Here is a 24882-nt window from a genome sequence, read left to right on the forward strand (position 1 = left end):
GCCTCCCCACTCGCCCCCGCCCCCGGCGGGACGCACCGTCCCGGCGGACGGTCGGGCGAGGCAGGATCCGCGGCCTTTCGGCCGCAGCTCGAATCTCACCTTCGGAGCTGAATGATGAACGGAAGTACGGGGCAGAGAAGCGGGGGGCGCGGCCGTGTGCGGGCCGCTTCCGCCGCTCTCGGCCTGCTGGCCGGAGTCCTGACCGCGACCACGGTCGGGGCCTCTCCGGCGGCGGCGCTGACACCACCGGTCGCCCTCACCGCGGACGACCTCACCACCTGGCAGACCAACGGCATTGTCTGGTCGATGGCCGCCAGCGACGGCGTCGTCTACGCGGGCGGCACCTTCTCCACCCTGCGGCCCCCCACCGCGACCCCCGGCACGAACGAACAGCCCGCGGTGAACTTCGCCGCGTTCGACGCGGCGACCGGGACGCCCACCGACTGCTCGCTGTCCTTCACCATCTCCTCGGGGACCGCGACCGTGCGGGCCCTCGCGCTCTCCCCGGACGGCGAAACCCTTTACGCGGGCGGCCAGTTCGGTGCGGTGAACGGTGTCGGCGTGAGCAACATCGCGGCGATCGACACCGAGACCTGCACCGTCAGCAACACCTTCAAGATCGGGGTGTCGGCGACCGTGCGGGGGCTCGCCGTCACCGACGACACGGTCTATCTGGCGGGCGACTTCACCACGGTCGGCGGGCAGACCAGGAGCCACTTCGCCGCCGTCACGACCGGAGCCTCGCTGCTGCCCTTCACGGCCAACGCCGACGAGGTCGCGCGGGCCGTCGAGGTGACTCCGGACGGTCAGAACGTACTGCTCGGCGGGGATTTCTTCCGGATCAACGGGACGAACACCCACGCCCTGGCCGTCGTCGACGCCACCACCGGCCAGCTCACCAAGTCCTACCCGGGGTTCATCCACAACAACTCCACGGTCCAGGACATCACCACGGACGCGGGCGGCTTCTACACCGGCAACGAGGGCACCGGCGGCGGTGTGTTCGACGGGCGCATCGCGCTGAACCTGAACAACTTCGAGCAACGCTGGCGGGACACCTGCCTGGGCGCGACCCAGTCCGTGCTGGTGCACTCCGGGGTGCTGTACAGCGGCAGCCACGCCCACGACTGCGCCAGCATGGGCGCGTTCCCGGACCAGCCGCGCAAGCACCTGCTGGCCCAGTCGGTCGACGACCCGAAGCTGCTGCCGTGGTTCCCGGACACCAACGACGGGATCGGGGAGCCGGTCGGGCCGCGTGTGATGGCCCAGACGAGCAGCGGCGGTCGCCACTACATGTGGGTGGGCGGCGAGTTCACCACCGTCAACACCAAGCCGCAGCAGGGGCTGACCCGGTTCGCGGACGGCCCGGACACGGGCGCGCCCTGGGTGCCCAACGTCAGCCTCTCCACGCTGACCCCCGGGCAGATCGAGGTGAACTGGCAGACCAGCTTCGACACCGACGACGGTGAGCTGACCTACCGGATCTACAAGGACGGCTCGAACACTCCGATCCACACGACGACCGGCTACTCGGTCTTCTGGGACCGTCCGCAGCTGACCTGGACGGACACCGACGTCGCGGCGGGCGAGACCCACTCGTACCGGATCACCGCGAGCGACGGCACCAACACCAGCGCCAAGTCCCCGGCCCAGTCCGCCACCGTGGCGAGCGCGACGGAGGCGTACCCGGCGCGGGTCAGGTCCGACGGGGCGAGCCTCTACTGGCGCTGGGACGAGGGCACGTCCACGTTCGCGCACGACAGCAGCGGCAATCTGAACAACGGCTTCATGCGCAACGGCCCCGCCTACCGGCAGACCCCGGCGGCGGTCGCCGGGCCCTCGACGGCGATCGGGTTCAACGGCAGCAACGACTACGTCTACAGCAACCGTCAGCACCCGCAGCCGGGCCGGTTCACCATCGAGACGTGGATCAAGACCACCACGACCCGGGGCGGGAAGATCGTCGGCTTCGGCAATCTGACCCAGCAGAACAGCACCCGTCATGACAAGCACATCTACATGCGCAACGACGGGCGCCTCGTGTTCGGCATCCAGAGCGGCGGGACCCGTACCGTGGCCACCTCGGGGGCGTACAACGACGGCCAGTGGCACCACGTCGTCGCCACCCAGGGGCCGCTGGGTCAGGGCATGTCCCTGTACGTCGACGGGCAGCTGCGCGCCTCGAACATTCTGGTCTCCGGCAACGAGAACTACGCCGGGTACTGGCGGGTCGGCGGGGACAATCTGTCCGGCTGGCCCAGCCGTCCCACCAGCAACTTCTTCGAAGGGCAGATCGACGAGACCGCCGTCTACCCGACCGCGCTGAGCGCTTCCCAGATCAGCGCGCACTACGCCCTGAGGAACGGCTGAGCGATGAGAAACCCGTTCCTGGCCTGCGCCGCCGTCGTCCTGACGGCGGCGGCGCTGGCCGCCTGCGGCTCCTCCGCGGACGGGAACGGCCCGGAGGCCGCGGGCGCCCAGCGCCCCGCGGCCTCCGGGCCCGCCGCCCCCGGCCCGTCCGCCACCACGGCCACCGAGCCCGCCACGCCGCCCACCGAGGAACCGGCGGCCTCGGGGGCGTCCGCTCCGGCCGCCACCGCCGAGGGCCCGAAGACGCCCGTCGACGAGATCACCCCGGCCACGGGGACGTTCACCAAGAAACAGAAGGAGTACCTCAAGGACCGGGTGCCGAAGGGGATGGACCCGGCGGCCGTGCTCCAGACCGGCCAGGAGACCTGTGACAAGCTGCGCTACCTCGTCAAGGCCGACCGGGACACCGCGGTCGGCGCGATCGTGACGGGCGAGATCCCCGACGCGAAGGACGCCGTCGCCGGGCTCTGCACCCAGCACCAGGACCTGGTCGACGAGGCGGCGTACGGCTACCCGGACGGCAAGCACTCCGGGAAGAAGCTCCGCCCGGGCGTGTACCGCTCGGCCTCGCCCACCACGGACTGCTCCTGGCAGATCGAGGGGGCGGGCGGCAAGGAGCTGGCCTCCGGCGCCTCCGACACCGGGAAGACCCGGAAGATCACCATCCCCGATTCCGCAGTTACGTTCACGTCCACAGGCTGCTACGCCTGGCTGCCCGAAGGAGCCGCGGGATGACCGCAGGTACGCCGAAACTCCCGATAGCCGTGGCAATTCCCACGAAGAACGAGGGGCTGAACATCGCGGAGGCGGTGAAATCGGTGCTCGGCCACTTCGAGGCGGTCGTCGTGGTGGACTCCCACAGCACCGACGACACCGTGAAGATCGCCGAGGAGTGCGGGGCCGAGGTGGTCACGTACACCTGGGACGGCGGCCACCCGCGAAAGAAGCAGTGGTGCCTGGAGAACGTCCGCACGGACCTGGACTGGATCCTGCTGCTCGACGGCGACGAGCGGCTCAGCCCCGGGCTGCTGGCCGAGCTGCGGGAGACCTTCCGGAACCCGGACACGCCGAAGCCCGCCGCGTACGACATACCGCTCGGCTACTGGTTCTCCGGGAAGCGACTGCGGCACGGATACACCATCCGCAAGCGGTCGTTGACCGACCGGACCCGCTGCCACTACCCGGAGGTCGGGGACCTGGACGCGCCGGGGATCGGGGAGGTGGAGGGCCACTACCAGCCGGTCGCGGCGAGCGTGGGCACCCTCACCCACCCCATCGAGCACCAGGACCTCGACCCGGTGACCGCCTGGTTCGAGCGGCACAACCGCTACTCGGACTGGGAGGCCTGGCTGGAACACCACCCCCGGGTGAAGGAGCAGGTGCGCCAGGTCAAGTCGCGTCAGGGCCAGTTGTTCCACAAGGCGCCGTTCAAGCCGGTGGTGTCCTTCGCCTACATGTATCTCTACAAGCGGGGATTCCTGGACGGCCGGGCGGGCTTCGACTTCGCGCTGGCGATGAGCTTCTACCGCTGGCAGATAGCGCTCAAATCCCGTGAGAAGCCCGTACGTTGATACTTCAGCCGCTCACCCTCGCCTCCGGCGGACCACGTCCTCGTACGTCCGCCGGAGGGTGGCGGTGACGGCCTCGATGGTGAACTGCTCGTTCACCAGCTCCCAGGCCGCCTTGCCCGCCTGCTCGGCGGCCTCCGGCTCCAGCAGTTCCAGGATCGCGTCGGCGACCTTGCGGGCGTTGGCCGCGTCCTCGCCGACCCGGCTGTCGATGACCCGGCCCGAGCCCGCCCCCGCCACATCGGGGGCCTGTCCGCAGGTGCGGGTGATGACGACCGGGGTGCCGACCGACATCGCCTCCAGCACCGAGACAGGGAACGGCTCCTCGATCGCGGGCAGCACATACACATCGGCCTCGCGGTCGGCGGCAAGCACCTCGTCGTGCTCCAACGGGCCGACGTGGTGCAGGGATTCGGCCACGCCCAGCTGCCGGGCGAGACCGAGGGTGCCGGCCAGCGCACCGGTGTCGGGTCCTGCCAGCACGAAGCGGGCGTCCGGGTGGCGGGCGAGGACGTGCGGCATCGCGGCGACGAAGTCCTCGGGCCGCTTGCGCTCCTGGATCCGGGCCAGATACAGCACGGTGGGCGGGCGGCCGGGCTCGCGGGCGGGCTTGCGCTCCTGCGGGCGGACGCCGTTGACCAGCCGTACGGTGCGGGTGAGCGGGACGGGCGCGGCGACGGCGTTCACGTCGACGCGCTCCATCTCGGTGAGGTGCAGCACGGCGTCCGCCTCGCGCAGCACCTTGCGGACCCCGAGGAGGTCGGTGAGCCGGGCGACCTTCTTCTCGGTGGGGTCGATCATGCCGTGGGTCTGGACGACCAGGGGCGTCCGGGTCGCGAGTGCGAGGAGCGCCGCGGGGAGGGTCACCAGGTCCCGCATCAGATGGACGTGGACGAGGTCGGCGCCGCGCATCATGCGGCGGGCGGTGTTCAGCAGCCCGGCGGAGGTGATGCCGCTGACCTCGAACATCGGGAGGACATGCCGGGCCTGGAAGAGATGGACCGGAACCCCCTCGACTTCACTGGGCAGTTCGCCGTCGGGGAAGCCGTCACCGAGGGCCATGACGCGTGCGTCGTCGCCGTGCGCGCGCTGGACCTTGGAGAGGTTGAACGCCACTCGCGTCGGACCGCCGAAGGCGTGGTCCGGGGTGTGGAGCGTGACAACGTGCAGGATTTTCACCAGAGTTCCCCTCGACTATGGCCAAGTATTCACAGCGTAGTCATCGGCCCCCCTCAAGTGGGCTGATTCGTTAGAGTGTTCAGCGGTTGACTGATCCCGGGGGGGGCGCATGACGTCGGTGCACACGTCGGCGCACGAGCAGGCCGCTCCCACGGTCGCGGGTCCGCGGGGGCCCGGGGGTCCCGGTGGCCCTCCGGAGCGGCCGATCGCCTGGTCGATGCTGTCGCGGGCGCTGTCCGTGCCGCTCATCCTGGGCCTGGTCTGCTTCCTGCCCGCGGTGATCGCCGCCCAGCCCGGCAGCGGGGTCCGGGACACGGCGTACTGGCTCCAGCTGGTGCTGACCTGCTACGCGGGCGCCCGTCTGGCGACGATGATCCTCTCCACCCGGCGGCGGCTGCTCCAGGGCGTCTTCTGGATGTTCGTGTACATCGCGATGGGTGTGGCGCCGTTCGCCCAGGTGGTGATCGGGCAGACCCCGACGCCGATGGTGGGGCCGCGCCAGGACCTGGTCACGGCCATCGCGATGGTTCTGGTGGGGTGCGCCGCCTACGACCTGGGGGCGCTGCTGGCCTCCCGGCGGCCGCTGCGCCGCCGGACGCCCTCCGCGCGGGGGGCGGCCGGCGGGCCCGCGGTCGCGCATCCGCTGCGGCTGCGGCTGCTGGTGCTGCTGGCGTTCACGGCGAGCGCGTTCTACGTGCTGAAGCTGGGCGGCCCCTCGGTCTTCTTCGCCAGTCGGCAGGAGATCAACGAGACCGTGGCGGCGAGCGGGGTGGTCACGGAGGGGTCCAATGTCGGTTCGGCGTTCCTCAAGGGCTTCGGGCAGGTCCCGGCGCTGCTGGCGCTGCTCTTCTACACCCGCCGTCTGGCGACCTCCTACCGGGCCCGGCGCAGACCGTCGACGGTGCTGGTGTGGGTGGCGCTGGCGGCACTGAACCTGCTGGTGAACAACCCGATCTCCAACGCCCGCTACTGGTTCCTGACGGTGGTGGTGGCTTTCGTGTTCGCCGCGTTCCCGAGCAGTGCGGCGGTCTACCGGACGGTGCTGACGACGGGCGTGGTGGGGGCGCTGGTGCTGTTCCCGTACGCGGACAGGTTCCGGTACGAGGAGGGGAGCCAGCGGTCCGTGCAGTCGGCCTCGGTCTTCGATCCGCTGGTGACCAAGGACTACGACCAAATGGTGATGTTCGCCAACACCATCTCGTGGGTCGACACCCGGGGCCACACCTACGGCCGCCAACTGGCGGGCTCGGGACTGTTCTTCGTGCCGCGCGCGGTGTGGAGCGGGAAACCGGAGGACACCGGGGTCCGGGTCGGCCAGTGGATGGGGCTGCGGATGACCAACCTGTCGGCCCCGCTGTGGACCGAGTTCTGGGTCGATCTCGGTGCGGCCGGCATGATCGGCGGGATGTCGCTGATCGGCTACGCGTCGGCCCGCACCGACCGCCGCTACGCCCTGGCCGTCACCCGGGCGGGGCCCGGCCCCGGGAGCGTGCTGGCCATCGCCGCGCCGCTGATCGCCGGATACACCTTCATCCTGCTGCGCGGGCCGCTCCTCCAGGCGGCGGGGAAGCTGGCCATCGCCGCGCTGTGTCTGGTCGCGATCAGTACGTACCGGGAGCGGCGGGCAGGACGTCGGCGGTGACGCCCTCGTCGCGGGTCTCGGCACGCCGACGCAGCCGGGCCACCCTGATCCAGGTGGCGGTGGCCTTGCAGAGCGAGCCCAGGAAGAGCCCCCAGGCGGCGCCCGGGACGCCCCCGACGACGTAACCGCCCGCGAGGAACGCCACGGCGGTGAGCGAGAAGACGACCTGGATGGCGAGCGTGGTGCGCGGGTCGAGCATGCGCAGGGCGAGCAGCCCGCAGGTGCCGACGGCCATCGCCGCGTACTGGCTGCCGGTCGCCGGGAGCAGGTCTGCGGCCACCGGCCAGGTGTCGCCGAGGAGTTGGCGTCCGGCCGTGTCGGGCAGCAGGGCGAGCACGGTGGCCCAGAGGGCGGCGATCCCCGCGAGGGCGGCGGCGAGCGCGGCGGTGGCCCGGATCCGGCGGCGCTCGTCGCCGATGCGGCCGAGGATCGGCGGGCCGAAGGAGGTGGCCGAGGTGAACAGCACGTTGAGCGGCCCGAACAGGGTGGTCGCCCCGCGCAGGGCGCCGACCAGGAGGGGGTTGCCGACCGCGCCGAGGCCGAGGACGGACAGCTGGCCGGTCGCGTTGCCCACGCCGAACTCGACGGTGAAGCGCTGCCCGAGGTGGCCGCGCCGGAGCATCGGGCGCAGCCGCAGCGGGGATCCGACGGTGGCGCGGTGCAGGAGAGCGGCGGAGAGCAGAAGCGCGGGCAGGGCGGACAGGCCCCAGACGGCGATCAGCCGGGCCGGGGAGGCCCCGTAGTCCTGGACGGAGAGAGCCCCGAGCACACAGCCCAGCCGCGACAGGTCGCAGAGCAGAGCGAGATGGGGCTGCTGGAGGGTGGAGAAGGCGTACCGCACGGCGTCCTGGCCCAGCACCACGGGCAGGACGAGGCCGAGCATCAGCAGGGCGCGGGCGGTGTCGCCGGGTACGAGGGCGCAGACGGCCGCGAGCAGCGCGCCGAGCACACCGGCGGCGAGCACGGTGAACGTCACGGCGGACCGGCAGGCGCCCCGGGTCTCCTCCCCCGCGCCGCGCTTGAGGACCAGCGGCTGCCCGGTGTACGCCCCCGAGACGCCGAGCAGCACCGTGAAGACCAGGTAGACCGCGGAGAAGCGGGCGAAGTCGGCGAGGGTGGAGAGCCGGGCGGCGGCCACCAGCACCAGGATGTTGGTGAGCGCCGCCACGCCCTGGTCCGCGACCGAGCAGAGGACGGCGGTGCGGGCTCTCACCGGCGGGAGGCCGGGAGGGTCAGGGAGCGCAGGCCGAGGGTCTCGGTGGGGTCTCCGCTGGTCTCGGGGGTGTCCTGCTCGGCGGTGGGAGCGGTGGGCCCGGAGCCTCCGGAGCGGCGGCGGGCGGACTTCGGCCGCCGCTCGGCGCGGCGCAGCCGGCGCCGGGACGGGTGGAGCAGGGCGCCGAGGACGGAGCCGCCGGAGGCGCTGATGATCTCGCGGATGCGCTCCAGGTCGCTGCGGTGCACCTCGCGCGGATCGCACACGATCATGACGCCGGTGACGCGGTCGACCAGGGCGACCGCGTCGGCGTAGGCGAGGACGGGCGGGGCGAGCACGATGACGACGGTGCCCGGGCTGTCGGCCTCGCCGACGATACGGCCGACGGGCGGGGAGGTGAGAGCGCGCGGGACGTTGTCGACGGTGGCGCCGGGGATCAGGGTGAAGGCCCCGGAGCCGGGGACGTCCACGCCCGAGCGGGTGCCGGTGGGCCAGCTGCCGTCGCTCTCCTCGGCGGCCCAGCGCGGCGAACGCGTCTCGTGGGCGGCGGAGCCCAGGTCCCGGGCGAGGGTCGGGGTGCGCAGGTCGGCCTCGACGAGCAGGACGTCCCGGCCCATCTCGGCGAAGGCGGCGGCGAGGTTGGCGGCAGCGGCGGCGGCCGCCGCGTTGTCGCCGCGCGGGGCGGTGACCAGCAGGCGGCGGCTCTCGGCGAACGACGGGTCGTAGGCGAGCCGGAAGGCGACCGCGCGGTACTCCTCGGCGAGCCGGGAGCCGCCGCGGCCGATGGCGAGCAGCCCCGCCCCGGCGGCGCGCTCCCGGGGCAGGGTGCCCAGCAGAGGCGCGCCGAGCGAGCGGACCAGCTCGCGGTCGGAGCGTACGGCGGGGTCGAAGACGAGCCGCACCCAGGAGAGCAGCAGCCCGAGCGCCAGGCCGACGACCCCGCCGAGGCCGAGGAGCAGGGGCAGGCCCGCGCCGGTGGGCGTAGTCGGGGCGACGGGCTTCTTGTTGAGGTAGCCGGGGGTGGTGTCCAGGGCCTTCAGCTCGGAGATCTTCCGGCTCAGCTCGGAGATGGAGACGATGATGTTGGCGCGGGCGCTGGTGACGTCGTCGGCCGCTCCCCCACCGGCCTGCTCCTCCAGCAGGTCGCGCTTCTCCTCCAGCGGCTTCAGCTGGGCGCGGTAGCCGCCCGCCATGTTCTCGATGCTCTCCTCGGTGCGTGCCTTGCGGTGGGCGAGATAGGCGTTGGCCAGGGCTTCGGCGCGGGCACGGGACTGTTCCGGGGTGGCGCCCGTGTAGGAGAAGCGGAGGGTGAGGGTGTTGGGCGGGTTGGTGACCTGGAGTCCGGCGAGCAGTTTGCGGGCGGTGACGTCGTCGCCCGCCTTGAGGAGGGTGCCCGCGGCCAGGGTGCCGACGGTGTCGCTGACGGCGGTCTGGCGTTCGGAGCCGATGTTGATGCCCTTGTCGGCGGTGGCTCCGGCGGCGAAGGGGTCGGCGATGGCGGACCGGACCTGGACCTCCCCGGTGGCGGTGTACGTCTTCTCGCCGCCGAGGGCGAGATAGCCGCCGCCGAGGAGTCCGACGGCCACGCCGACGGCCAGCAGGGTTCGGTAGCGCAGGAGTTGGCGGAACTGGTCGCGCAGGAGCGCCGGCTCGTCGTGGTCGTCCAGGACCCGGTTCACAGGTGTCATCGGCGGCCACTGTCCTGTCCGTCCCGCAGGACCTCGGCGAGCAGGTCGTCGAAGCGGGCGAGTCCCGCCTCCCGGCTCAGATGGCGTGCGACGTACCGCGGTCCTTCGGCCCCGAGGGCGTCGGCGGCGGCCGGGTCGGCGGCGAGCTTCTGTACGGCTGCCAGCAGGGCGGCCGGGTCCTCGGGGGCGACGAGGACTCCGGCGCCGGAGCGGCGGACCTCGTCGGCGGTGCCGCCCTCGTCGGCGACGGAGGCGATCACGGGGCGGCCGGAGGTGAAGTAGGAGGTGAGCTTGGAGGGGACGCTCATGTCGAGCACCGAGGCGCGCTGGGTGACCGCGAGGACGTCGGCGGCGGCCAGCACGTCGGTGAACTCGTCGGCCCCCGCGGGCTCCGGGAACTCCACGTTGGCGAGCCCTTCGGCGCGGGCGCGCAGGGCGTCGCGCTGGTTGCCGTCGCCCATCAGGACGACGCGGACGCCGGGGGCGAGGCGGGCGGCCTCCACCAGGACCTCCAGGCCCTGCTTGAGGCCCATGTTGCCGGAGTGCAGGATCACCGGGACGCCGTCGGGCCAGCCGAGCCGGGCCCGGGTCGCGGCCCGGTCGGCGGTGGGGCCCTGCACATGCGTCCAGTTGGGGACGAGGCGGATGCGGCCGGGGTCGACGCCGAGGGCCCGGACGCCGGGGACGAAGCTCTCGTGAATGACGCCGACGAGGGCGGCCCCGCGCAGCGCGTACCGCTCGGCGGCCGCGGCGATGGCGGCGGCCCTGCCCCCGCCCCGGATACCGCTCTGCGCGGCGGCGGCGCCCATCAGGTCCTGGACGACGGGGAGGTAGGGCACGCGGTGGTGCCGGGCGAGGCGGGCTCCGATGACCCCGCCGGCGAGGCTGGGCATCTGGGAGATCACGACATCGGGGCGGCCGGACGGCGGTGCGATCAGCCCCGTGGCGAGGATGCTGGCCTCGAAAGCGGCGCGTTTCAGGGCAGTCTGACGTGGTGGCACATAATGGCGACGCCGGTGCACGCCGACGCCGCCGCGTATCTCCACCGTCCGCCACACGCCCCGATAGCTCTCCTCCAGTCGCCAGGAGGGGTAGTGCGGCATGCCGGTGAGCGCGCGGACGCGGGCGCCGGACGCGGCCCAGTGCTCCGCGAGTTGGGTGGCGTACGGGCCTATGCCGGTGAGCTCCGGCGCATAGTTGGTCGAGACCAGCAGAAGTCGGCGGCCCCGGATCGGGCCGGGCCTTGCAGCATCGGACATCGGACGATCGCCTTCCCCCACGACAGCCGCTGTTCCCGGCGAGGAACAGCCCCTGTCGAGCTTATCCGTTCACGGCTTGCACAAGTGTTCTTCACAGTAAGGTCGTTGGAACATCACCGGATCACGTTCACCGTGGGGGGAGAGATACGGATGGTGCAGCACAGGGTGGGTTACGCACCCGGGGTGTACGACCTGTTCCACGTCGGGCACCTCAACATCCTGCGTCATGCCCGCAGTCAGTGCGACTACCTGGTCGCGGGGGTCGTGTCGGACGAGATGGCCGCGCTCGCCAAGGGCCATACGCCGATGATCCCGCTCCGCGAACGACTGGAGATCGTCCGCAGCGTGCGCTTCGTGGACGCCGCGTTCGTGGAGACCGTGCCGGACAAGGTCGAGACCTGGCAGCAGGTCCGGTTCGACGTGATCTTCAAGGGCGACGACTGGCGGGGCACGGAGAAGGGGCTGAAGCTGGAGCGCGACTTCGCCGAAGTGGGCGTGGAGGTCGTCTACTTCCCGTACACCGTGCATACGTCCAGCACCCAGTTGCGCCGGGCGCTGGACGTCCTCGTCAGCCGGCCCGGAGCGCTTTCAGCTCCCTGAACCACTTGGCGAGGAAGGCCGCCAGGAACAGCGTGTGCACCACCGCGAGCACGGCGTACCCGGCGCGGAAGGCCCCGGGTGCGCCGAGCAGCAGGAACACCAGGCAGAACACCCCGTAGTCGGCGGGCAGCAGGACCACGGCCCGCACCCGGGAGACGGGCGCCGCCGGGGCCGCCGCCCAGGACGGTCCCTGAGCACTCGCCGCGGCCTTGCCGAGGTGTTCGCGCAGCAGGCCGGCGCAGAAGGTGACCACGGCGGCCAGCTGGAAGCCCAGCGGCAGCAGCAGCCAGGTGTCCGATGGCAGTCCACCGAAGCGGTAGAAGGAGATCAGCACCGCGGTGTGGACGAGCAGCAGCTTCCCGCAGTCCACGACATGGTCCAGCCATTCCCCGTCGGGCCCGCCCCGGCCGGTGAGGCGGGCGAGCTGCCCGTCGGCCGAGTCGAAGGCGAAACCGACCGCGAGGGCCGCGTAGACGAGGACGGCGAGCGCCCAGGACGGCTCGACGAGCGCGACCGACGCCAGTGCGCCATAGGTGAACAGCCCACTGATCAGCGTTACTTGATTGGGCGTCAACCCTGCCCGGTAGGCTCCCGCCGCGAGAACGCGGCCGGCGGGCCGGTTCACGTACCGCGAGTAGAGCGAGACGCCTTTGGCGCTCTTCTGTGCGCCGCGCAATTCGCGCAGCACGGTGCCCGTGCTTCCCACTACGCCCCCCAGCGTCCGGCAGTGCCCGCATCATGGCACGCGGACACCGGACCTGTGGGGTCTTTGGATCCCCTTACCTCCGGGGTAATCGACGCCACCGGGACACCGGGGCCACGGTGGGTGCACCGCCCCGGACCACCGGGGCACCACGGAGAGGACCCGTCATGACCGCGTACGACGAGACTGTTCAGCGCTACTTCGCCGCCTGGAACACCACCGGGGCCGAGGAGCGGGTGAAGGCGGTGGCCGCCGCGTTCACCGCCGACGCCGGCTATACCGACCCGCTGGCCGACGTGCGCGGGCACGAGGGGCTCGCGGCCCTGATCGGCGGCGTGCACGAGCAGTTCCCGGGCTTTCGCTTCACGCTGACCGGCACGCCGGACGGGCACCACGACCTGGTCCGGTTTTCCTGGGAGCTGGTCTCCTCGGCGGACGGTTCCGCCCCGGTGGCCGGGTTCGACGTGGCCCGGCTGGCCGAGGACGGCCGGATCAGCTCGGTGAGCGGATTCCTGGACCGCGTACCGGCGGCGTGAACGCGCTTCGCGCCACGGTCACTTCCCGTCGGTGAGCTGTTCGTCGAGCTCGTCGAAGAGCAGCTCGCTGTGGTCGACCTGTCCGGTGCGGTAGGCGGAGCGGGCCACCAGATGCGAGGCGACCGGTCCGGTGAGCATCTGGAAGAAGGCGATGAGGGCGAGGGTGGCGAGTTCCATGCCGCCGCGCAGCCGCAGCGCCACCCCGGCCAGCACCAGGATCATGCCGAGGGTCTGCGGTTTGGTGGCGGCATGGCTGCGGGAGAGGACGTCGGGCAGCCGGAGCATGCCGATCACTCCGAGCAGACAGGTCGCGGCGCCGATCAGGAGCAGGACGGCGCCGGCCGTGTCGACGATCTGGAGCCAGAGGCTCATCGCGGGCCCTCCTGGGCGTCGTCGGAGTGCGGAGGGGAGTCGTCCGGCGTGCGGGGCCGGTCGCGTACGGCGATGAAGCGGGCGATGCCCACCGAGCCGGTGAAGCCGAGGAACGCCAGCACCAGCATGATCGGGAAGTAGAACGGGTCCCGGGCGAAGGCGGACTTGGCGGCGAGCCCGGCGATGATCAGGGCGGCGCAGACGTCCAGCGAGATCGCCCGGTCCAGCATGGAGGGACCTTTCCAGATCCGGGCCAGCAGCAGTCCCCCGGCGATGAGGACGAGAACGACGGCGCAGGTCAGCAGAGCCTGGTCGACTCGTTCGGGTGCGGTCACGGTGCGGGCCTCCCGGTGGCGAGCTGGGGCGGTGGCGGGGGTTCGGCGACCCGGGCGATCTCGTCGGGGGTGCCGAAGGCCCGGACGGTCAGTTCTTCCACGCGCCACACCTGACGGCGGGCGGCTTCCAGCTCCTCGGGCCGGTCGGCGTCCAGGACGTGGACGAAGACGGTGGCGGTGGCCCGGCGCACCTCGATGATGGAGCCGCCGGGGACGTTGGAGACGGCGACGGCGGTGGCGGCGAGCATCAGGTCGCTGCGGCAGCGCAGCGGGACGCCGATGACGGCGGCCCGGTGCGGCAGGCCGAACAGGGTCTGGCGGGTGACCTTCACGGCCGAGGTGTACATGTCGTAGAAGAGGTAGCCGGCCAGGCGCAGGATGCCCCAGGCGTGGAGCCGCAGTCCGAGGTCGACCCGGGGCAGCGGGAAGGCGAGGCAGACGCCGACCGAGACGACCAGGCCGGTCAGGACGTTGGCCCAGGTGAGGGTGGACCAGAGCAGCACCCAGATGACGGTGAGCCAGGCGATCAGCGGCAGGTCGAGCACCCGCCGCCGGGTGCCGAACTCGAAGCTCAGGGGTGGCAGATCGGCGTTGCGGAAGGAGAAGCCCAGAACGCGTTTCACCGGCCCAGCACCTCCTGGATGTAGGGGGCCCGCTGAAGGAGTTCGGCGGCCGTGCGGTCGGTGTAGGTGGTGAGCGGGTCGGCGAACACGGTGAAGGCGAGGCCGATCGCGATGGTGGCGGCGGTGGCCGCGACCATGGGGTGGGGCAGTCGGCTGGTGGTGGTGACCGCCCGTCCGTGCAGGGTCGCGGCGACGGCCTGGCCGGCGGGCGGGGCCGTGGTCCCGATGCCCTCGTCGCCGGTGCCGAACACCCCGTCCGGGCCGGGGTCGCTGTCGTCGTCGCTGTCGTCGCCGGACTCCAGGACGGTGCCGGTGGCGGCCTGGTCGGGCGGGGCGGCCCGCCAGAAGGCGAGGTTCCAGACCTTGGCGACCACGTACAGCGTGAGGAGGCTGGTGGCCGCCGAGCCGGCGACCAGGACCCAGGCCCAGCCGCCGCCGTCGGCGACGCCCGCGCGCATCAGCCCGAGCTTGCCGATGAAGCCGGAGAGCGGGGGGATCCCGGCGAGGTTCATCGCGGGGACGAAGAACAGGACGGCGAGCATCGGCGCGGCCCTGGCCATGCCGCCGAGCCGGGTCAGCTCCGTGGTGCCGCCGCGGCGTTCGATGAGCCCGGCGACGAGGAACAGCGTCGTCTGGACGGTGATGTGGTGGGCGACGTACACGATGGCCCCGCCGTACGCCTCGCGGGTGGCGAGGCCGATCCCGAAGACCATGTAGCCGATGTGGCTGATCAGGGTGAAGGAGAGCAGTCGCTTGAGGTCGGTCTGGGCGACCGCGCCGAGGATGCCGATGACCATGGACGCCAGGGCGATGGCCATCAGGAGGTCGCCGATGCGGTTGCCGGGGAAGAGCAGGGTCTCGGTGCGCAGCATGCAGTAGACGCCGACCTTGGTGAGCAGTCCGGCGAAGACCGCGGTCACGGGGGCCGGGGCGGTGGGGTAGGAGTCGGGAAGCCAGGCGGCGAGCGGGAAGACGGCGGCCTTGATGGCGAAGACGGTGAGCAGCAGCACCTGGATCAGGGTCTGTACGCCGATGGGGAGTTCGGCCAGCCGGACGGCGAGCTGGGCGAAGTTCGCGGTGCCGGTGGCCGCGTAGGTCATGGCGATGGCGGTGAGGAAGAGCATCGAGGAGAACAGCGAGATGATCACGTAGGTGGAGCCCGCCCGCATGCGGGGTCCGGTGCCGCCGAGGGTGAGCAGGACGAAGCTGGCGACCAGCATGATCTCGAAGCCGACGTAGAGGTTGACGAGGTCGCCCGCGAGGAAGGTGCAGGAGACCCCGGCGACGAGGATCAGATAGGCGGGGTGGAAGACGGCCAGCGGGGTCTCCTTGTCCCGGTCGGTCATGCCCTGGCCGAGGGAGTAGACGAGCACGCAGAGCGTGACGGCCGAGGAGACGGTGAGCATCAGCCCGGAGAGCCGGTCGGCGACCAGGGTGATGCCGAGCGGCGGGGCGAAGTCGCCGAGGTGGACGGAGAGCGGTCCCTGCCGGTCGGCGGCGACCATGAGGATCACCGAGAGCGCGGTGACGGCGGTGAGCACGGCGACGCTGATGAAGCGCTGGAAGCGCCCCAGCCGGGTGCCGAAGGCGAGGCTGAGCCCGGTGGCGCACAGGGGCAGCAGCACCGGCAGCGGGACGAGCGCGTTCATCCGTCGGCTCCTCGGTCACGGGGGTAGCGGTCGTCCGCCTTGGCGTCACCGTCGCGGGTGTAGTCCTCCGGGTCCGCGCCCAGCACGTCGTTCCAGAGGTTGCCGGAGGCGTCGCGGCCCCGGGCCTGGCGGGCCCGGTCGGCGCGGAGGCGGTCGCGGAGCCGGCGGCGCTCCTCGCGGTAGCGTTCGCGCTCCTCGGCGGTGGGTTCGGCTCCCGAGCGGAACTGCTCGCGCAACTGGGCGCGTTCCCCGAGGACTTCGGCGCGCAGCACGATGCGCCGGTCCTCCAGGTCGTCGTGGACCTCGTCGGTGCCGGTGATCTGGTGGCTGCGGTAGGCCATGGCCAGCAGGAACGCGGTGGTGGCCAGGGTGATGACGATGGCGGTGAGCGCGATGGCCTGGGGCAGCGGGTCGGTGACCCGGCTCAGGGACACCCCGTACAGCAGGGGTGCGGCGCCCGCCCGGCCGGTCGAGGAGAGCACCAGCAGGTTGATGCCGTTGCTGAGGATGACGGCGCCGAGCAGGATGCGGGTCAGCGGGCGGGTGAGCATGAGGATGCCGCCGACGGCGCAGAGGACGACGGCGGTGGCGATGAGCGAGGCGCTGACGATCATCGCAGGGGCCCTCCCGCCTCGGGTCCCCCGTCGGGGGTGAGGACGCCCGCGGCCCGTTCGATCTGCCGGTCGACCTTGGCGCCGAGGGCCCGCACGATGTCCAGGACGACGCCGAGGACCAGCAGGTAGACGCCGAAGTCGAAGAGGACCGAGGTGCTCAGGTGGTACTTGCCGAAGACCGGCAGGTGTCCGTAGTACGTGAAGGCGTGCAGGACGGTTCCCTCGCCGAGTCCGAGGAGGCCCACCCCGGTGGAGATGAACAGTCCGAGTCCGGTGAAGAGACCGGGCTGCAGGGGGGCGGCCTCGGCGAGTTCGAAGCGGCCGCCCGCCAGGTAGCGGGTGATCAGGGCGACCCCGGCGACGAGCCCGGCGACGAATCCGCCGCCGGGCAGGGACTCGGCGCAGAACAGCAGGTAGACCGAGAGCACCAGAATCGGGTGGAACAGCAGCCGGGCCACCACTTCGAAGACGATCGAGCGGTGCTCGGGGGCGAGGGTGGCCCCGGCGGCCAGCCAGCTGCGTTCGGGGGCGGCGTCGTCGCCCTGCGGCAGCCGGGAGGAGTGGTGGGCGGAGAGGGACCAGGCGGTGCGGCCCTGCAACTCCTCCTGGGCCATGGAGCCCTCGCTGCGGCGATGCAGGTAGATGAGGCTGGTGACGCCGATCGCGGCGGCGGCGAGCACGGCGGACTCCCCCATCGTGTCCCAGGCGCGCAGGTCGACGAGGATGGTCGCCACGACGTCCTTGAGCCCGTGGTCGGCGACTTCCTGGACCATGGCGGTGCCGGCCGGTTCGGCGGTGCGCGCGGCGGCGGCGACCCACATCCCGACGCCGACCGTCGCGGCCGCCGCGAGTGCCACGGGGATGCGGGTGGCCCGCCGCCAGGTGCTCACGGTCTCCTGGAAGTGGACGGGCATCCGGCGCAGCACCAGCACGAAGACGATCATCGCGACGGTCTCCATGCAGAACTGGGTGAGCGCCAGGTCGGGCGCCCCCTGGACGACGAAGAGCAGCGCGGTGCCGTAGCCGGTGAGGCCTGCCAGGACGACGCCCTTCATACGCCGCCGGACCGTCAGGCAGAGCAGGGCGGCGGCGCAGGTCAGGGCGGCGACGGCGCCCTGGAGCGGGTTGTCCCAGAGCCGGGGGCGTACGGCTCCGTCCCAGGGGGTGTCGACCACGAGGACGGCGAGCTGTCCGCCGAGCATGACCAGCAGCGTGGTGGCGAGGTAGACGGAGAGGGAACCGCGCTGGATGAAGCCGGTGACCTGGAGGGCGAGACGTTCCTGCCCGAGCAGGAGATGGCCGAAGACGCTGTCGGCGGTGGGCCAGGCGATCCGCCGGGAGAGCCGGGTGACCTGGGTGCGGCCGAGGAAGAGCACGGCGCCCGCCGCCCAGGCGACGGCCGACAGGAGCAGCGCGAGGCCGAATCCGTGCCAGAGGGCGAGGTGGTACGGGTCCGGCTCGGCCGGGAACAGGTCGGCGTACGCGTTCGGCAGCCGGTCGGTCCAGCTGACGGCCGGGCCGAGGACCAGGCCGAGCGCGGCGAGCAGCGCGGGCGGGGCGAGGAAGGCCGGGCCCACCCGGTGGACGGGGGTGTCGGGGACGCCGGGCTTGCGGAGGAACGCGCCCCAGAAGAACCGCAGGGTGTACGCGGTCGTCAGCGCGGAGCCCGCGACGACGGCGACCAGCGCCCATCGGTCTGCGGTGGGTCCGTGGAGCAGCGCCGCGAAGGCGGCTTCCTTCGCGGCGAAGCCGAGCAGGGGCGGCAGGGCGGCCATGGAGGCGGCGGACAGCGCCGCGACCCCGGCGACATACGGCAGCGAACGCCCGACCCCGGAGAGTTTCCGCAGGTCACGGGTGCCGGCCGCATGGTCGACGATGCCGGTGACGAGGAACAGCGGGGCTTTGAAGAGGGCGTGGGCGAGGATCATGGCGAAGGCGGCCAGCGCGGCGTCGTGGTTGCCGGTCCCGGCGAGCAGGGTGAGGAAGCCGAGCTGGCTGACGGTCCCGTAGGCGAGGACGAGCTTGAGGTCGTTCAGGCGCAGCGCCCGCCAGCCGCCGAGCAGCATGGTCGCGCCGCCGAGGACGAGGACGACAGGTTTCCAGACGGGGACGTCCGCGAAGGCGGGGGCGAGCCGGGCGACCAGGTAGACGCCGGCCTTGACCATCGCTGCGGCGTGCAGATAGGCGCTGACGGGGGTCGGCGCGGCCATGGCGTTCGGCAGCCACATGGAGAACGGCCAGATCGCGGACTTCGACAGGGCCCCGCACAGCACGAGGACGACGGCGACGGACACGGCGAGGGTCGTCTCGGGCGGATCGGCGACGATCGCGGAGATCCGGTAGGTGCCCGCGGCCTGACCGAGGATCAGGAAGCCGACGAGCATGGCGAGGCCGCCGAACGTGGTGACGACGAGCGCCTGGAGGGCGGAGCGGCGGCTGTGCCGGTGTTCGCTGCCGTGGCCGATGAGCAGGTAGGAGAAGACCGTGGTCAGCTCCCAGAACACATAGAGCGTGATCAGGTCGTCGGCGAGGACGAGGGCGAGCATCGCCCCCGCGAAGGCGAGGAGGTTCCCCGCGAACCGGCCCAGTTGCGGGGTGTCGTCGGTGAAGTAGGAGGCGCAGTAGAGCAGGACGAGCGCCCCGACCCCGGCGGCGAGCAGCACCATCAGCTCCGCCAGCGCGTCCAGCCGCAGATCGAGGGTGACCCCGTAGTCCGGGATCCACTCCCAGGTCCAGGTGTCCGCGCCGCCGGACGCGGCGGTGTTCCAGCGGGTGAAGGCCCAGACGGTGGCGGCCACCGGAGGCAGCGCCAGCACGACGAAGGCCCGCCGGCCGAGCCGGTGCACCAGCGGGCCCGCGCAGGCCGCCAGCGCGAAGTGGGCGACGATGAGCGCGATCACAGCGGGGTGTCCGGGTCGGGTGGCGGGGCGTCCGGAATAAAGGGCACTAAATACAGATATATCTCTCGGGGCGATTCACCCGTCCGGCGCGCCGCGCGCGGCCCGGCCCGCTGCGTTCCGCCCCTCGGGGCCCGGCTGTCTCAGCCGTGTCCGGCGCAGGGTCCGCTGTGGTCGCAGTAGGGCGTGTCGGCGGTGGCGCCGCAGCCGCAGAGCATCGCCCTGGTCTCGTGGCGGGGCCCGTACGGGGTGGCGACCTCCAGGTCCCCGCGCAGGTGCAGCACGCCGTCGGCGTGGAGCGACACATGGGTGGGGACGTCGGGGACCTCGTCGGGCATGCCGTCGGTGCGGTGGTACTGGAGGGCGCCGCTCGGGCAGCGGTGGATGACCTCGGCGACCTCGTCGGCGGAGGCGTTGTCGGGCTGGACCCACGGCCGGCGGCCGACGTCGAAGACGGTGGGGAGCCCGCGCACGCACTCGGCGGCGTGCAGGCAGCGGTGCGCGTCGAAGCCGACGACGATGCCCTCGCCGTCGTAGGACTTGGCGGCGGGGCGCGGGGGCGGCCGGCTGGTCACCGCTGACTCTCCCGGGTCGGTTCGGCATCCTGACCCCTTCAGCCTCGCCCCGGCGCCCCGGCGCCGCTACTCGGGGGCCGGGGTCTCACGGGAGGACCGCGACCCCGTCGATCTCGACCATCGCCTGTTCGTCCCAGAGCCGGGCGACCCCGATGACGGCCATCGCCGGGTAGTCGCGTCCCGCGAGCCTGCGCCAGATCCGGCCCAGCTCGGCGGAGTGGGAGCGGTAGTCGTCGACGTCGGTGGCGTAGACGGTGACCCGGGCGAGGTCGGCGGGGGCGCCGCCGGCCGCGTGGAGGGCGGTGAGCAGATTGCCGAGCGCGAGCGCGAACTGCTCGGGCAGGGTGGCCCCGACGACCTTCCCCTCCGGGTCGAGCGCGGTCTGCCCGGCGAGGAAGACCAGGTGCCCGCCGGTGGCGACGACCGCGTGGCTGAAGCCGGTGGGCGGGGAGAGTTCGGCCGGGTTGATCCGGTGCGACGGACTCATGCGGGCGGCTCCTCGGTCGGGGGCTCGTGCGGGTCGGGGAGCTGGGCGGCGTTCGCGTACAGCTCCTTGGCGATGATGGTGCGCTGCACCTCGCTCGCGCCCTCGTAGATGCGCGGCGCGCGGACCTCGCGGTAGAGGTGTTCGAGCAGATGGCCCCGGCGCAGGGCGCGGGCGCCGTGCAGCTGGACGGCGGCGTCGACGACGTACTGCGCGGTCTCGGTGGCGTACAGCTTGGCCATCGCCGCGCGGCGCGGTACCCCGCTCTCCCCCGCGTCGTACGCCGCTGCCGCCGCGTACACCAGCAGGCGGGCGGCCTCGGTGCGGGTGGCCATCTCGGCGACCTGGTGCGAGACGGCCTGGAGGTCGCTCAGTGGGCCGCCGAACGCGGTCCGGTGGGCGGTGTGGTCGAGCGTCGCGTCGAGGGCGGCGCGAGCCATCCCGACGGCGAAGGCCCCGACGCTGGGGCGGAAGAGGTTGAGGGTGTTCATGGCGACCCGGAAGCCCCGGTCGGGTTCGCCGAGGACGTCGTCGGCGGTGACCGGTACGCCGTCGAACTCCAGGGTGCCGATGGGGTGCGGGGAGAGCATGTCGAGGGCGGAGCCGGTGAGCCCGGGCCGGTCGGCGGGGACCAGGAACGCGGTGATGCCCCGGGATCCCGCGCCGGGGGTGGTGCGGGCGAAGACCACGGCGAAGTCGGCTTCGGGGGCGTTGGAGATCCAGCACTTCTCGCCGTTCAGCGCCCAGCCCGCAGGGGTGTGCTCGGCGGTCAGGCTCAGGGCCGCCGCGTCGGAGCCCGCCCCCGGCTCGCTCAGCGCGAACGCGGCGACGGCCTGCCCGGCCCGGACCTCGGGGAGCCATCGTTCGCGGTGGGCGGGGGTGCCCGCCTGGACGATCGGGGTGGTGCCGAGGCCCTGGAGGGCGAGCGCGGTCTCGGCCTCGGTGCAGCCCCGGGCCAGCGACTCCCGCAGCAGGCACAGGTCCAGCGCGCCGGACCCCAGCATCCGGCCGAGGAGGCCCAGCTCGCCGAGTGCGGCCAGGAGGGGGCGGTTGACCCGCCCGGGCTCCCCCTTCTCCGCCAGCGGGCGCAGTTCCTGTACGGCGAGCGTACGGAGCTCCTCGCACCAGGCGGTTTGTTCCGGTTCGAGGGAGAATGCCGTCATGGCGGCGCCTCTCTTGTCGCGTCGTGTCGCGTGCCCCGTCGCGTCGGGTGGCATCTCGTCGCATCGCATCGCACGCCATGGCTTATCGCGGACCGTTGACTACCGTCACCCAAACGATACGCTCCAGAGGCGACAAGGGGGCGATCCTTCATGGAGCCGAATTCCTCGCCGAACACGCCCACAGCCGCCGCCGACGCGTCCGTACGCGTCCCCGGCGCGCCTCACGAGCCGACCGGGCGCGCCACCGGCGCCCATACCGACACCTTCGCGCGCGACCATCTCCCACCGCCGGAGCAGTGGCCGGAACTCCTCCTGGACGATCCGGCGCCGCGCTACCCCGACCGGCTGAACTGCGGGCACGAGCTGCTGGACCGCACGGTCGAGGAGCTCGGCGCCGACCGTCCCGCGCTGCGCTCCGGCGACGGGAGCGTCTGGAGCTACGGCGAGCTGCGGGAGACCGTGGACCGCATCGCGCACGTGCTGACGGAGGTCCTGGGCGTGGTGCCGGGCAACCGGGTGCTGCTGCGCGGGCCCACCACGCCCTGGCTGGCCGCCTGCTGGCTCGCCGTCATGAAGGCGGGCGCGATCGCCGTCACCGTACTGGCGCAGGCGCGCGCCACGGAGCTGGCCACCATCTGCTCGCTGGCGCGCATCGGCCACGCGCTGTGCGACGCCCGGTCCGCGGAGGATCTGGCGAAGGCGGACGTGGACGGGCTGCGGATCACCCTGTTCGGCGGGGACGGACCCGACGACCTCACCCGGCTGGCGGAGGGCAGGAGCGGTCCGTACCGGGCGGTGGACACGGCCGCCGACGAGGTCGCGCTCATCGCGTTCACCTCGGGGACCACCGGGCGCCCCAAGGGCTGTATGCATCTGCACCGGGACCTCCTGGCCATCGCCGACACCTTCTCCCGCCATGTGCTGCGCCCCTCGGCCGACGACGTGTTCGCGGGCAGTCCGCCGCTGGGCTTCACGTTCGGCCTGGGCGGGCTGCTGGTCTTCCCGCTGCGGGCCGGGGCCTCGACGCTGCTGCTGGAACAGGCCGGTCCGCAGCATCTGCTGCCCGCGCTGGTCCGCCACCGGGTATCGGTGCTGTTCACGGCGCCGACGGCCTACCGCACGATGCTCGGCCAGCTGAACGGTCATGACCTGTCGGCGCTGCGGCGCTGCGTGTCGGCCGGGGAGAACCTGCCGGAGGCGACCTGGCGGGCCTGGTACGAGGCCACGGGGCTGCGCATCATCAACGGCATCGGGGCCACCGAACTGCTGCACATCTTCATCTCGGCCGCCGACGACGCGATCCGGCCGGGGATGACGGGGGTGCCCGTGCCGGGCTGGCGGGCCCGGGTGGTGGACGAGCACGGCGAGGAGCTGCCGGACGGCGAGCCGGGGCTGCTCGCCGTACGCGGCCCGGTCGGCTGCCGCTATCTCGCCGACCCCCGCCAGACGGAGTACGTCCGGCACGGCTGGAATCTCACCGGCGACACCTTCGTCCGCGAACCCGACGGCTACTTCCGTTACGTGGCCCGCGCCGACGACATGATCATCTCCTCCGGGTACAACATCGCGGGCCCCGAGGTGGAGGACGCACTGCTGCGCCACCCGGAGGTCGCGGAGGCGGCCGTGGTGGGCCGGGCGGACGAGCTGCGCGGCGAGATCGTGGTGGCGCACGTGGTGCTGACCGAGGGGTCGGAGCAGACGGCGGACTCGCTGCGCGCCCATATGAAGGCCAACCTCGCCCCGCACAAGTGCCCGCGCGTCTTCGTGTTCGAGGAGTCCCTGCCGCGCACCGCGACCGGCAAGCTCCAGCGGTTCCTGCTCCGGGAAGACCTCCGGAAGGACAGAGCCTAGAGTGATCACGTGGCCGAGTTGCGCACCCCCCGCTCCCTGATCATCACGCTCTACGGCGCTTACGGCCGTCCGGCGGACGGTGCGCCGTTCGCCGTGTCCGAGCTGATCCGCCTGCTGCACGCCGTGGGCGTCGACGCCCCCTCGGTACGCTCGTGCGTCTCGCGGCTGAAACGGCGCGGTCTGCTGGTGGCCGCCCGGGCCGGGGACGGCTCCGCGGGGTACGCGCTGTCGCCGGACGCCCGGCAGCTGCTGGACGACGGGGACCGGCGGATCTACCGGCACCCCGCGCCGAGCCTCGCCGACGGCTGGGTGCTCGCGGTGTTCTCCGTGCCGGAGGCGGAGCGCAGCAAGCGCCATGTGCTGCGCTCCCGGCTGGCCCGGCTGGGCTTCGGCACGGCCGCGCCCGGGGTGTGGATCGCGCCGGGCGGGCTGTACGAAGAGACCCGGCACACCCTGGAACGGCTCGAACTCGACCCGTACGTCGACCTGTTCCGGGGTGAGCACCTCGGCTTCGCCGCCACCCGCGAGGCGGTCGCCCGCTGGTGGGACCTGGACACGGTGGCGCGCCTGCACCACGACTTCCTGGAGCTGCACGAGCCGGTGCTGCGGGACTGGGAGGCGTCCGGGGCCGACGGCGTACCCCGCCCGCAGACCGCCTACCGGGACTACCTGCTGGCGCTGGACTCCTGGCGGCAACTCCCGTACGCGGACCCGGGCCTGCCGGCGGAGCTGCTGCCCGCGGACTGGCCGGGCGGCCGGTCCGCGGAGGTGTTCGGCCGGTTGCACGAGCGGCTGCGGGACGCCGGGGAGCGGTTCGTACGGGAGTGAGGGCGAGGCAGCCTGCGCAAGGAACGGACGAGCGCGTCGGCTGTCAGACGCGGCCCAGCTCGGCAGCGCCGAAGGAGACGTCGAACCGGTCGCACCAAATGCTGACGCTGGTGAAGTCCGCCGGGTCGAGGCCGGCGGGCAGCCGGTAGTTGTGGGATCCCTTGTTTCCCTTCAGCTTGCCGAGGCTTTCATGGAGCCCGTCGTCGAAGACGAACCACCCGGCCCGGCCCTCCTTCACGGGTGCATCGGTCAGCCAGACCCTGAGATCCGGGCCGTTGCTGGTGTCGAGATCCTCCAGCCTCACGATGTGCGAACCGTCGGCGAGCCGCAGCAGCTTCACCGTGCCGGACGTGGCGTGCTCGTGGCTGATCAGATCACCGGAGGCCACGGTCACCGGCGCGGTCCGCTCGGGGCCGGGAGCCTTCTCCGGCGTCGCCGACCGGCCTGCGGAGGTGTCAGCGGACTCCGCGGCCGTCACCTCGGGCAGGGCTTCCTGAACGGTGTCGTCCTGCCAGAGCGTCCACGGCTTGAACCAGTAGAGCCCCACGCCCACCAGCACCACGGCCACCGCCAGGGCTCCCGCCACCACCGGCCGCGTCAGAGTTCCGCGCACCCGTCCCATTTCGGTTCCTCCGCTACGTCGGCCGACCTGATACACCGGCTCCGGACCACCATCCAATCCGACCGACCCCACCCGCGGCGATCTCTCCCGGATGACGAAAGTCTTACGGCA

At 72.4% G+C, this 24882-nt stretch carries 23 protein-coding genes; 8 read left to right on the top strand and 15 right to left on the bottom strand.

Annotated features, from left to right (window positions below; all coding sequences use genetic code 11):
- Window positions 1-111 precede the first annotated feature (111 nt).
- Genes D3105_RS05380 through D3105_RS05390 form a run of 3 tightly spaced genes read left to right on the top strand, consistent with a single transcriptional unit; the run spans window position 112 to window position 3941 of the window.
- Window positions 112-2370 carry a LamG domain-containing protein gene (locus tag D3105_RS05380; protein WP_118900462.1) on the top strand — a complete coding sequence of 753 codons (2259 nt, stop codon included), beginning with the start codon at window positions 112-114 and terminating at the stop codon, window positions 2368-2370.
- Window positions 2371-2373: 3 nt separating this feature from the next.
- Window positions 2374-3105, top strand: a complete 732-nt coding sequence (locus tag D3105_RS05385) for a hypothetical protein (RefSeq protein WP_118900464.1) — start codon at window positions 2374-2376, stop codon at window positions 3103-3105.
- Window positions 3102-3941 carry a glycosyltransferase family 2 protein gene (locus D3105_RS05390; RefSeq protein WP_118900466.1) on the top strand — a complete coding sequence of 280 codons (840 nt, stop codon included), beginning with the start codon at window positions 3102-3104 and terminating at the stop codon, window positions 3939-3941. The genes D3105_RS05385 and D3105_RS05390 overlap by 4 nt, the downstream gene beginning before the upstream one ends.
- Window positions 3942-3953: 12 nt before the next feature.
- Here the strand turns inward: D3105_RS05390 and D3105_RS05395 are convergent, their stop codons facing one another.
- Window positions 3954-5117, bottom strand: coding sequence for a glycosyltransferase (locus D3105_RS05395; RefSeq protein WP_118900468.1), 1164 nt, complete (start codon window positions 5115-5117; stop codon window positions 3954-3956).
- Window positions 5118-5226: 109 nt separating this feature from the next.
- On the opposite strand from D3105_RS05395, the gene D3105_RS05400 reads away from it, so the two are divergent.
- On the top strand, window positions 5227-6759 hold the full coding sequence (locus D3105_RS05400) for a hypothetical protein (protein ID WP_118900470.1): 1533 nt from the start codon (window positions 5227-5229) through the stop codon (window positions 6757-6759).
- On the opposite strand, the gene D3105_RS05405 is transcribed toward D3105_RS05400, so the two are convergent.
- Genes D3105_RS05405 through D3105_RS05415 form a run of 3 tightly spaced genes read right to left on the bottom strand, consistent with a single transcriptional unit; the run spans window position 6719 to window position 10919 of the window.
- Window positions 6719-7972, bottom strand: coding sequence for a hypothetical protein (locus tag D3105_RS05405; protein ID WP_118900472.1), 1254 nt, complete (start codon window positions 7970-7972; stop codon window positions 6719-6721). The genes D3105_RS05400 and D3105_RS05405 overlap by 41 nt on opposite strands.
- A complete protein-coding gene (locus tag D3105_RS05410) occupies window positions 7969-9660 on the bottom strand; it encodes a lipopolysaccharide biosynthesis protein (RefSeq protein ID WP_118900475.1) in 1692 nt (563 codons plus the stop codon). Before D3105_RS05410 ends, D3105_RS05405 begins: the two co-directional genes overlap by 4 nt.
- Complete coding sequence (locus D3105_RS05415; protein WP_118900477.1) at window positions 9657-10919, bottom strand: glycosyltransferase; 1263 nt, start codon at window positions 10917-10919, stop codon at window positions 9657-9659. Before D3105_RS05415 ends, D3105_RS05410 begins: the two co-directional genes overlap by 4 nt.
- Window positions 10920-11069: 150 nt before the next feature.
- Between D3105_RS05415 and D3105_RS05420 the strand changes: the two genes are divergently transcribed.
- Window positions 11070-11519: an adenylyltransferase/cytidyltransferase family protein gene (locus D3105_RS05420; protein WP_030802039.1), complete on the top strand. Its 450-nt coding sequence runs from the start codon at window positions 11070-11072 to the stop codon at window positions 11517-11519.
- Here D3105_RS05420 and D3105_RS05425 read toward each other — a convergent pair.
- Window positions 11488-12225, bottom strand: coding sequence for a CDP-alcohol phosphatidyltransferase family protein (locus tag D3105_RS05425; RefSeq protein WP_118900479.1), 738 nt, complete (start codon window positions 12223-12225; stop codon window positions 11488-11490). The two genes, D3105_RS05420 and D3105_RS05425, sit on opposite strands and share 32 nt — an antisense overlap.
- A gap of 164 nt (window positions 12226-12389) precedes the next feature.
- Between D3105_RS05425 and D3105_RS05430 the strand changes: the two genes are divergently transcribed.
- Entirely contained in the window at window positions 12390-12758 is a 369-nt protein-coding gene (locus D3105_RS05430) for a nuclear transport factor 2 family protein (RefSeq protein WP_118900481.1), read from the top strand.
- A gap of 18 nt (window positions 12759-12776) precedes the next feature.
- Here D3105_RS05430 and mnhG read toward each other — a convergent pair whose 3' ends face one another.
- The 9 genes from mnhG to D3105_RS05475 all read right to left on the bottom strand — a co-directional run bounded on the left by mnhG (window position 12777) and on the right by D3105_RS05475 (window position 21470).
- Window positions 12777-13130, bottom strand: coding sequence for a monovalent cation/H(+) antiporter subunit G (gene mnhG / locus D3105_RS05435; protein WP_030802046.1), 354 nt, complete (start codon window positions 13128-13130; stop codon window positions 12777-12779).
- Window positions 13127-13465: a monovalent cation/H+ antiporter complex subunit F gene (locus D3105_RS05440; protein WP_118900483.1), complete on the bottom strand. Its 339-nt coding sequence runs from the start codon at window positions 13463-13465 to the stop codon at window positions 13127-13129. The genes mnhG and D3105_RS05440 overlap by 4 nt, the downstream gene beginning before the upstream one ends.
- On the bottom strand, window positions 13462-14088 hold the full coding sequence (locus D3105_RS05445; protein WP_118900485.1) for a Na+/H+ antiporter subunit E: 627 nt from the start codon (window positions 14086-14088) through the stop codon (window positions 13462-13464). The genes D3105_RS05440 and D3105_RS05445 overlap by 4 nt, the downstream gene beginning before the upstream one ends.
- The gene (locus D3105_RS05450) at window positions 14085-15737 is read right to left on the bottom strand and encodes a Na+/H+ antiporter subunit D (protein ID WP_118900488.1); all 1653 of its coding nucleotides are present in this window, start codon (window positions 15735-15737) and stop codon (window positions 14085-14087) included. Before D3105_RS05450 ends, D3105_RS05445 begins: the two co-directional genes overlap by 4 nt.
- On the bottom strand, window positions 15734-16351 hold the full coding sequence (locus D3105_RS05455) for a Na(+)/H(+) antiporter subunit C (protein ID WP_118900490.1): 618 nt from the start codon (window positions 16349-16351) through the stop codon (window positions 15734-15736). The genes D3105_RS05450 and D3105_RS05455 overlap by 4 nt, the downstream gene beginning before the upstream one ends.
- Window positions 16348-19251: a Na+/H+ antiporter subunit A gene (locus tag D3105_RS05460; RefSeq protein WP_118900492.1), complete on the bottom strand. Its 2904-nt coding sequence runs from the start codon at window positions 19249-19251 to the stop codon at window positions 16348-16350. The genes D3105_RS05455 and D3105_RS05460 overlap by 4 nt, the downstream gene beginning before the upstream one ends.
- A 140-nt stretch (window positions 19252-19391) precedes the next feature.
- On the bottom strand, window positions 19392-19823 hold the full coding sequence (locus D3105_RS05465) for a (4Fe-4S)-binding protein (RefSeq protein ID WP_118900494.1): 432 nt from the start codon (window positions 19821-19823) through the stop codon (window positions 19392-19394).
- Window positions 19824-19908: 85 nt separating this feature from the next.
- The gene (locus D3105_RS05470; RefSeq protein WP_030581469.1) at window positions 19909-20310 is read right to left on the bottom strand and encodes a RidA family protein; all 402 of its coding nucleotides are present in this window, start codon (window positions 20308-20310) and stop codon (window positions 19909-19911) included.
- On the bottom strand, window positions 20307-21470 hold the full coding sequence (locus D3105_RS05475) for an acyl-CoA dehydrogenase family protein (RefSeq protein WP_118900496.1): 1164 nt from the start codon (window positions 21468-21470) through the stop codon (window positions 20307-20309). Before D3105_RS05475 ends, D3105_RS05470 begins: the two co-directional genes overlap by 4 nt.
- A gap of 150 nt (window positions 21471-21620) precedes the next feature.
- Between D3105_RS05475 and D3105_RS05480 the strand changes: the two genes are divergently transcribed.
- Window positions 21621-23321: an AMP-binding protein gene (locus tag D3105_RS05480; protein WP_118900498.1), complete on the top strand. Its 1701-nt coding sequence runs from the start codon at window positions 21621-21623 to the stop codon at window positions 23319-23321.
- Window positions 23322-23330: 9 nt separating this feature from the next.
- On the top strand, window positions 23331-24149 hold the full coding sequence (locus D3105_RS05485) for a PaaX family transcriptional regulator (RefSeq protein WP_118900500.1): 819 nt from the start codon (window positions 23331-23333) through the stop codon (window positions 24147-24149).
- A gap of 43 nt (window positions 24150-24192) precedes the next feature.
- Here D3105_RS05485 and D3105_RS05490 read toward each other — a convergent pair whose 3' ends face one another.
- Window positions 24193-24771 (bottom strand): DM13 domain-containing protein, encoded by a 579-nt coding sequence (locus tag D3105_RS05490; RefSeq protein WP_118900503.1) that lies wholly within the window; start codon window positions 24769-24771, stop codon window positions 24193-24195.
- Window positions 24772-24882 lie beyond the last annotated feature (111 nt).

It is taken from the genome of Streptomyces globisporus (assembly GCF_003501885.1).
Classification (GTDB): Bacteria; Actinomycetota; Actinomycetes; order Streptomycetales; family Streptomycetaceae; genus Streptomyces; species Streptomyces globisporus_D.

Excerpts from the sequence above, each read along its gene's own strand:
- D3105_RS05380 (WP_118900462.1), top strand. The coding sequence starts at position 112 with ATGATGAACGGAAGTACGGGGCAGAGAAGCGGGGGGCGCGGCCGTGTG.
- D3105_RS05385 (WP_118900464.1), top strand. The coding sequence starts at position 2,374 with ATGAGAAACCCGTTCCTGGCCTGCGCCGCCGTCGTCCTGACGGCGGCG.
- D3105_RS05390 (WP_118900466.1), top strand. The coding sequence starts at position 3,102 with ATGACCGCAGGTACGCCGAAACTCCCGATAGCCGTGGCAATTCCCACG.
- D3105_RS05400 (WP_118900470.1), top strand. The coding sequence starts at position 5,227 with ATGACGTCGGTGCACACGTCGGCGCACGAGCAGGCCGCTCCCACGGTC.
- D3105_RS05410 (WP_118900475.1), bottom strand. The coding sequence starts at position 9,660 with ATGACACCTGTGAACCGGGTCCTGGACGACCACGACGAGCCGGCGCTC.
- D3105_RS05415 (WP_118900477.1), bottom strand. The coding sequence starts at position 10,919 with ATGTCCGATGCTGCAAGGCCCGGCCCGATCCGGGGCCGCCGACTTCTG.
- D3105_RS05420 (WP_030802039.1), top strand. The coding sequence starts at position 11,070 with ATGGTGCAGCACAGGGTGGGTTACGCACCCGGGGTGTACGACCTGTTC.
- D3105_RS05430 (WP_118900481.1), top strand. The coding sequence starts at position 12,390 with ATGACCGCGTACGACGAGACTGTTCAGCGCTACTTCGCCGCCTGGAAC.
- mnhG (WP_030802046.1), bottom strand. The coding sequence starts at position 13,130 with ATGAGCCTCTGGCTCCAGATCGTCGACACGGCCGGCGCCGTCCTGCTC.
- D3105_RS05450 (WP_118900488.1), bottom strand. The coding sequence starts at position 15,737 with ATGAACGCGCTCGTCCCGCTGCCGGTGCTGCTGCCCCTGTGCGCCACC.
- D3105_RS05455 (WP_118900490.1), bottom strand. The coding sequence starts at position 16,351 with ATGATCGTCAGCGCCTCGCTCATCGCCACCGCCGTCGTCCTCTGCGCC.
- D3105_RS05470 (WP_030581469.1), bottom strand. The coding sequence starts at position 20,310 with ATGAGTCCGTCGCACCGGATCAACCCGGCCGAACTCTCCCCGCCCACC.
- D3105_RS05475 (WP_118900496.1), bottom strand. The coding sequence starts at position 21,470 with ATGACGGCATTCTCCCTCGAACCGGAACAAACCGCCTGGTGCGAGGAG.
- D3105_RS05480 (WP_118900498.1), top strand. The coding sequence starts at position 21,621 with ATGGAGCCGAATTCCTCGCCGAACACGCCCACAGCCGCCGCCGACGCG.
- D3105_RS05490 (WP_118900503.1), bottom strand. The coding sequence starts at position 24,771 with ATGGGACGGGTGCGCGGAACTCTGACGCGGCCGGTGGTGGCGGGAGCC.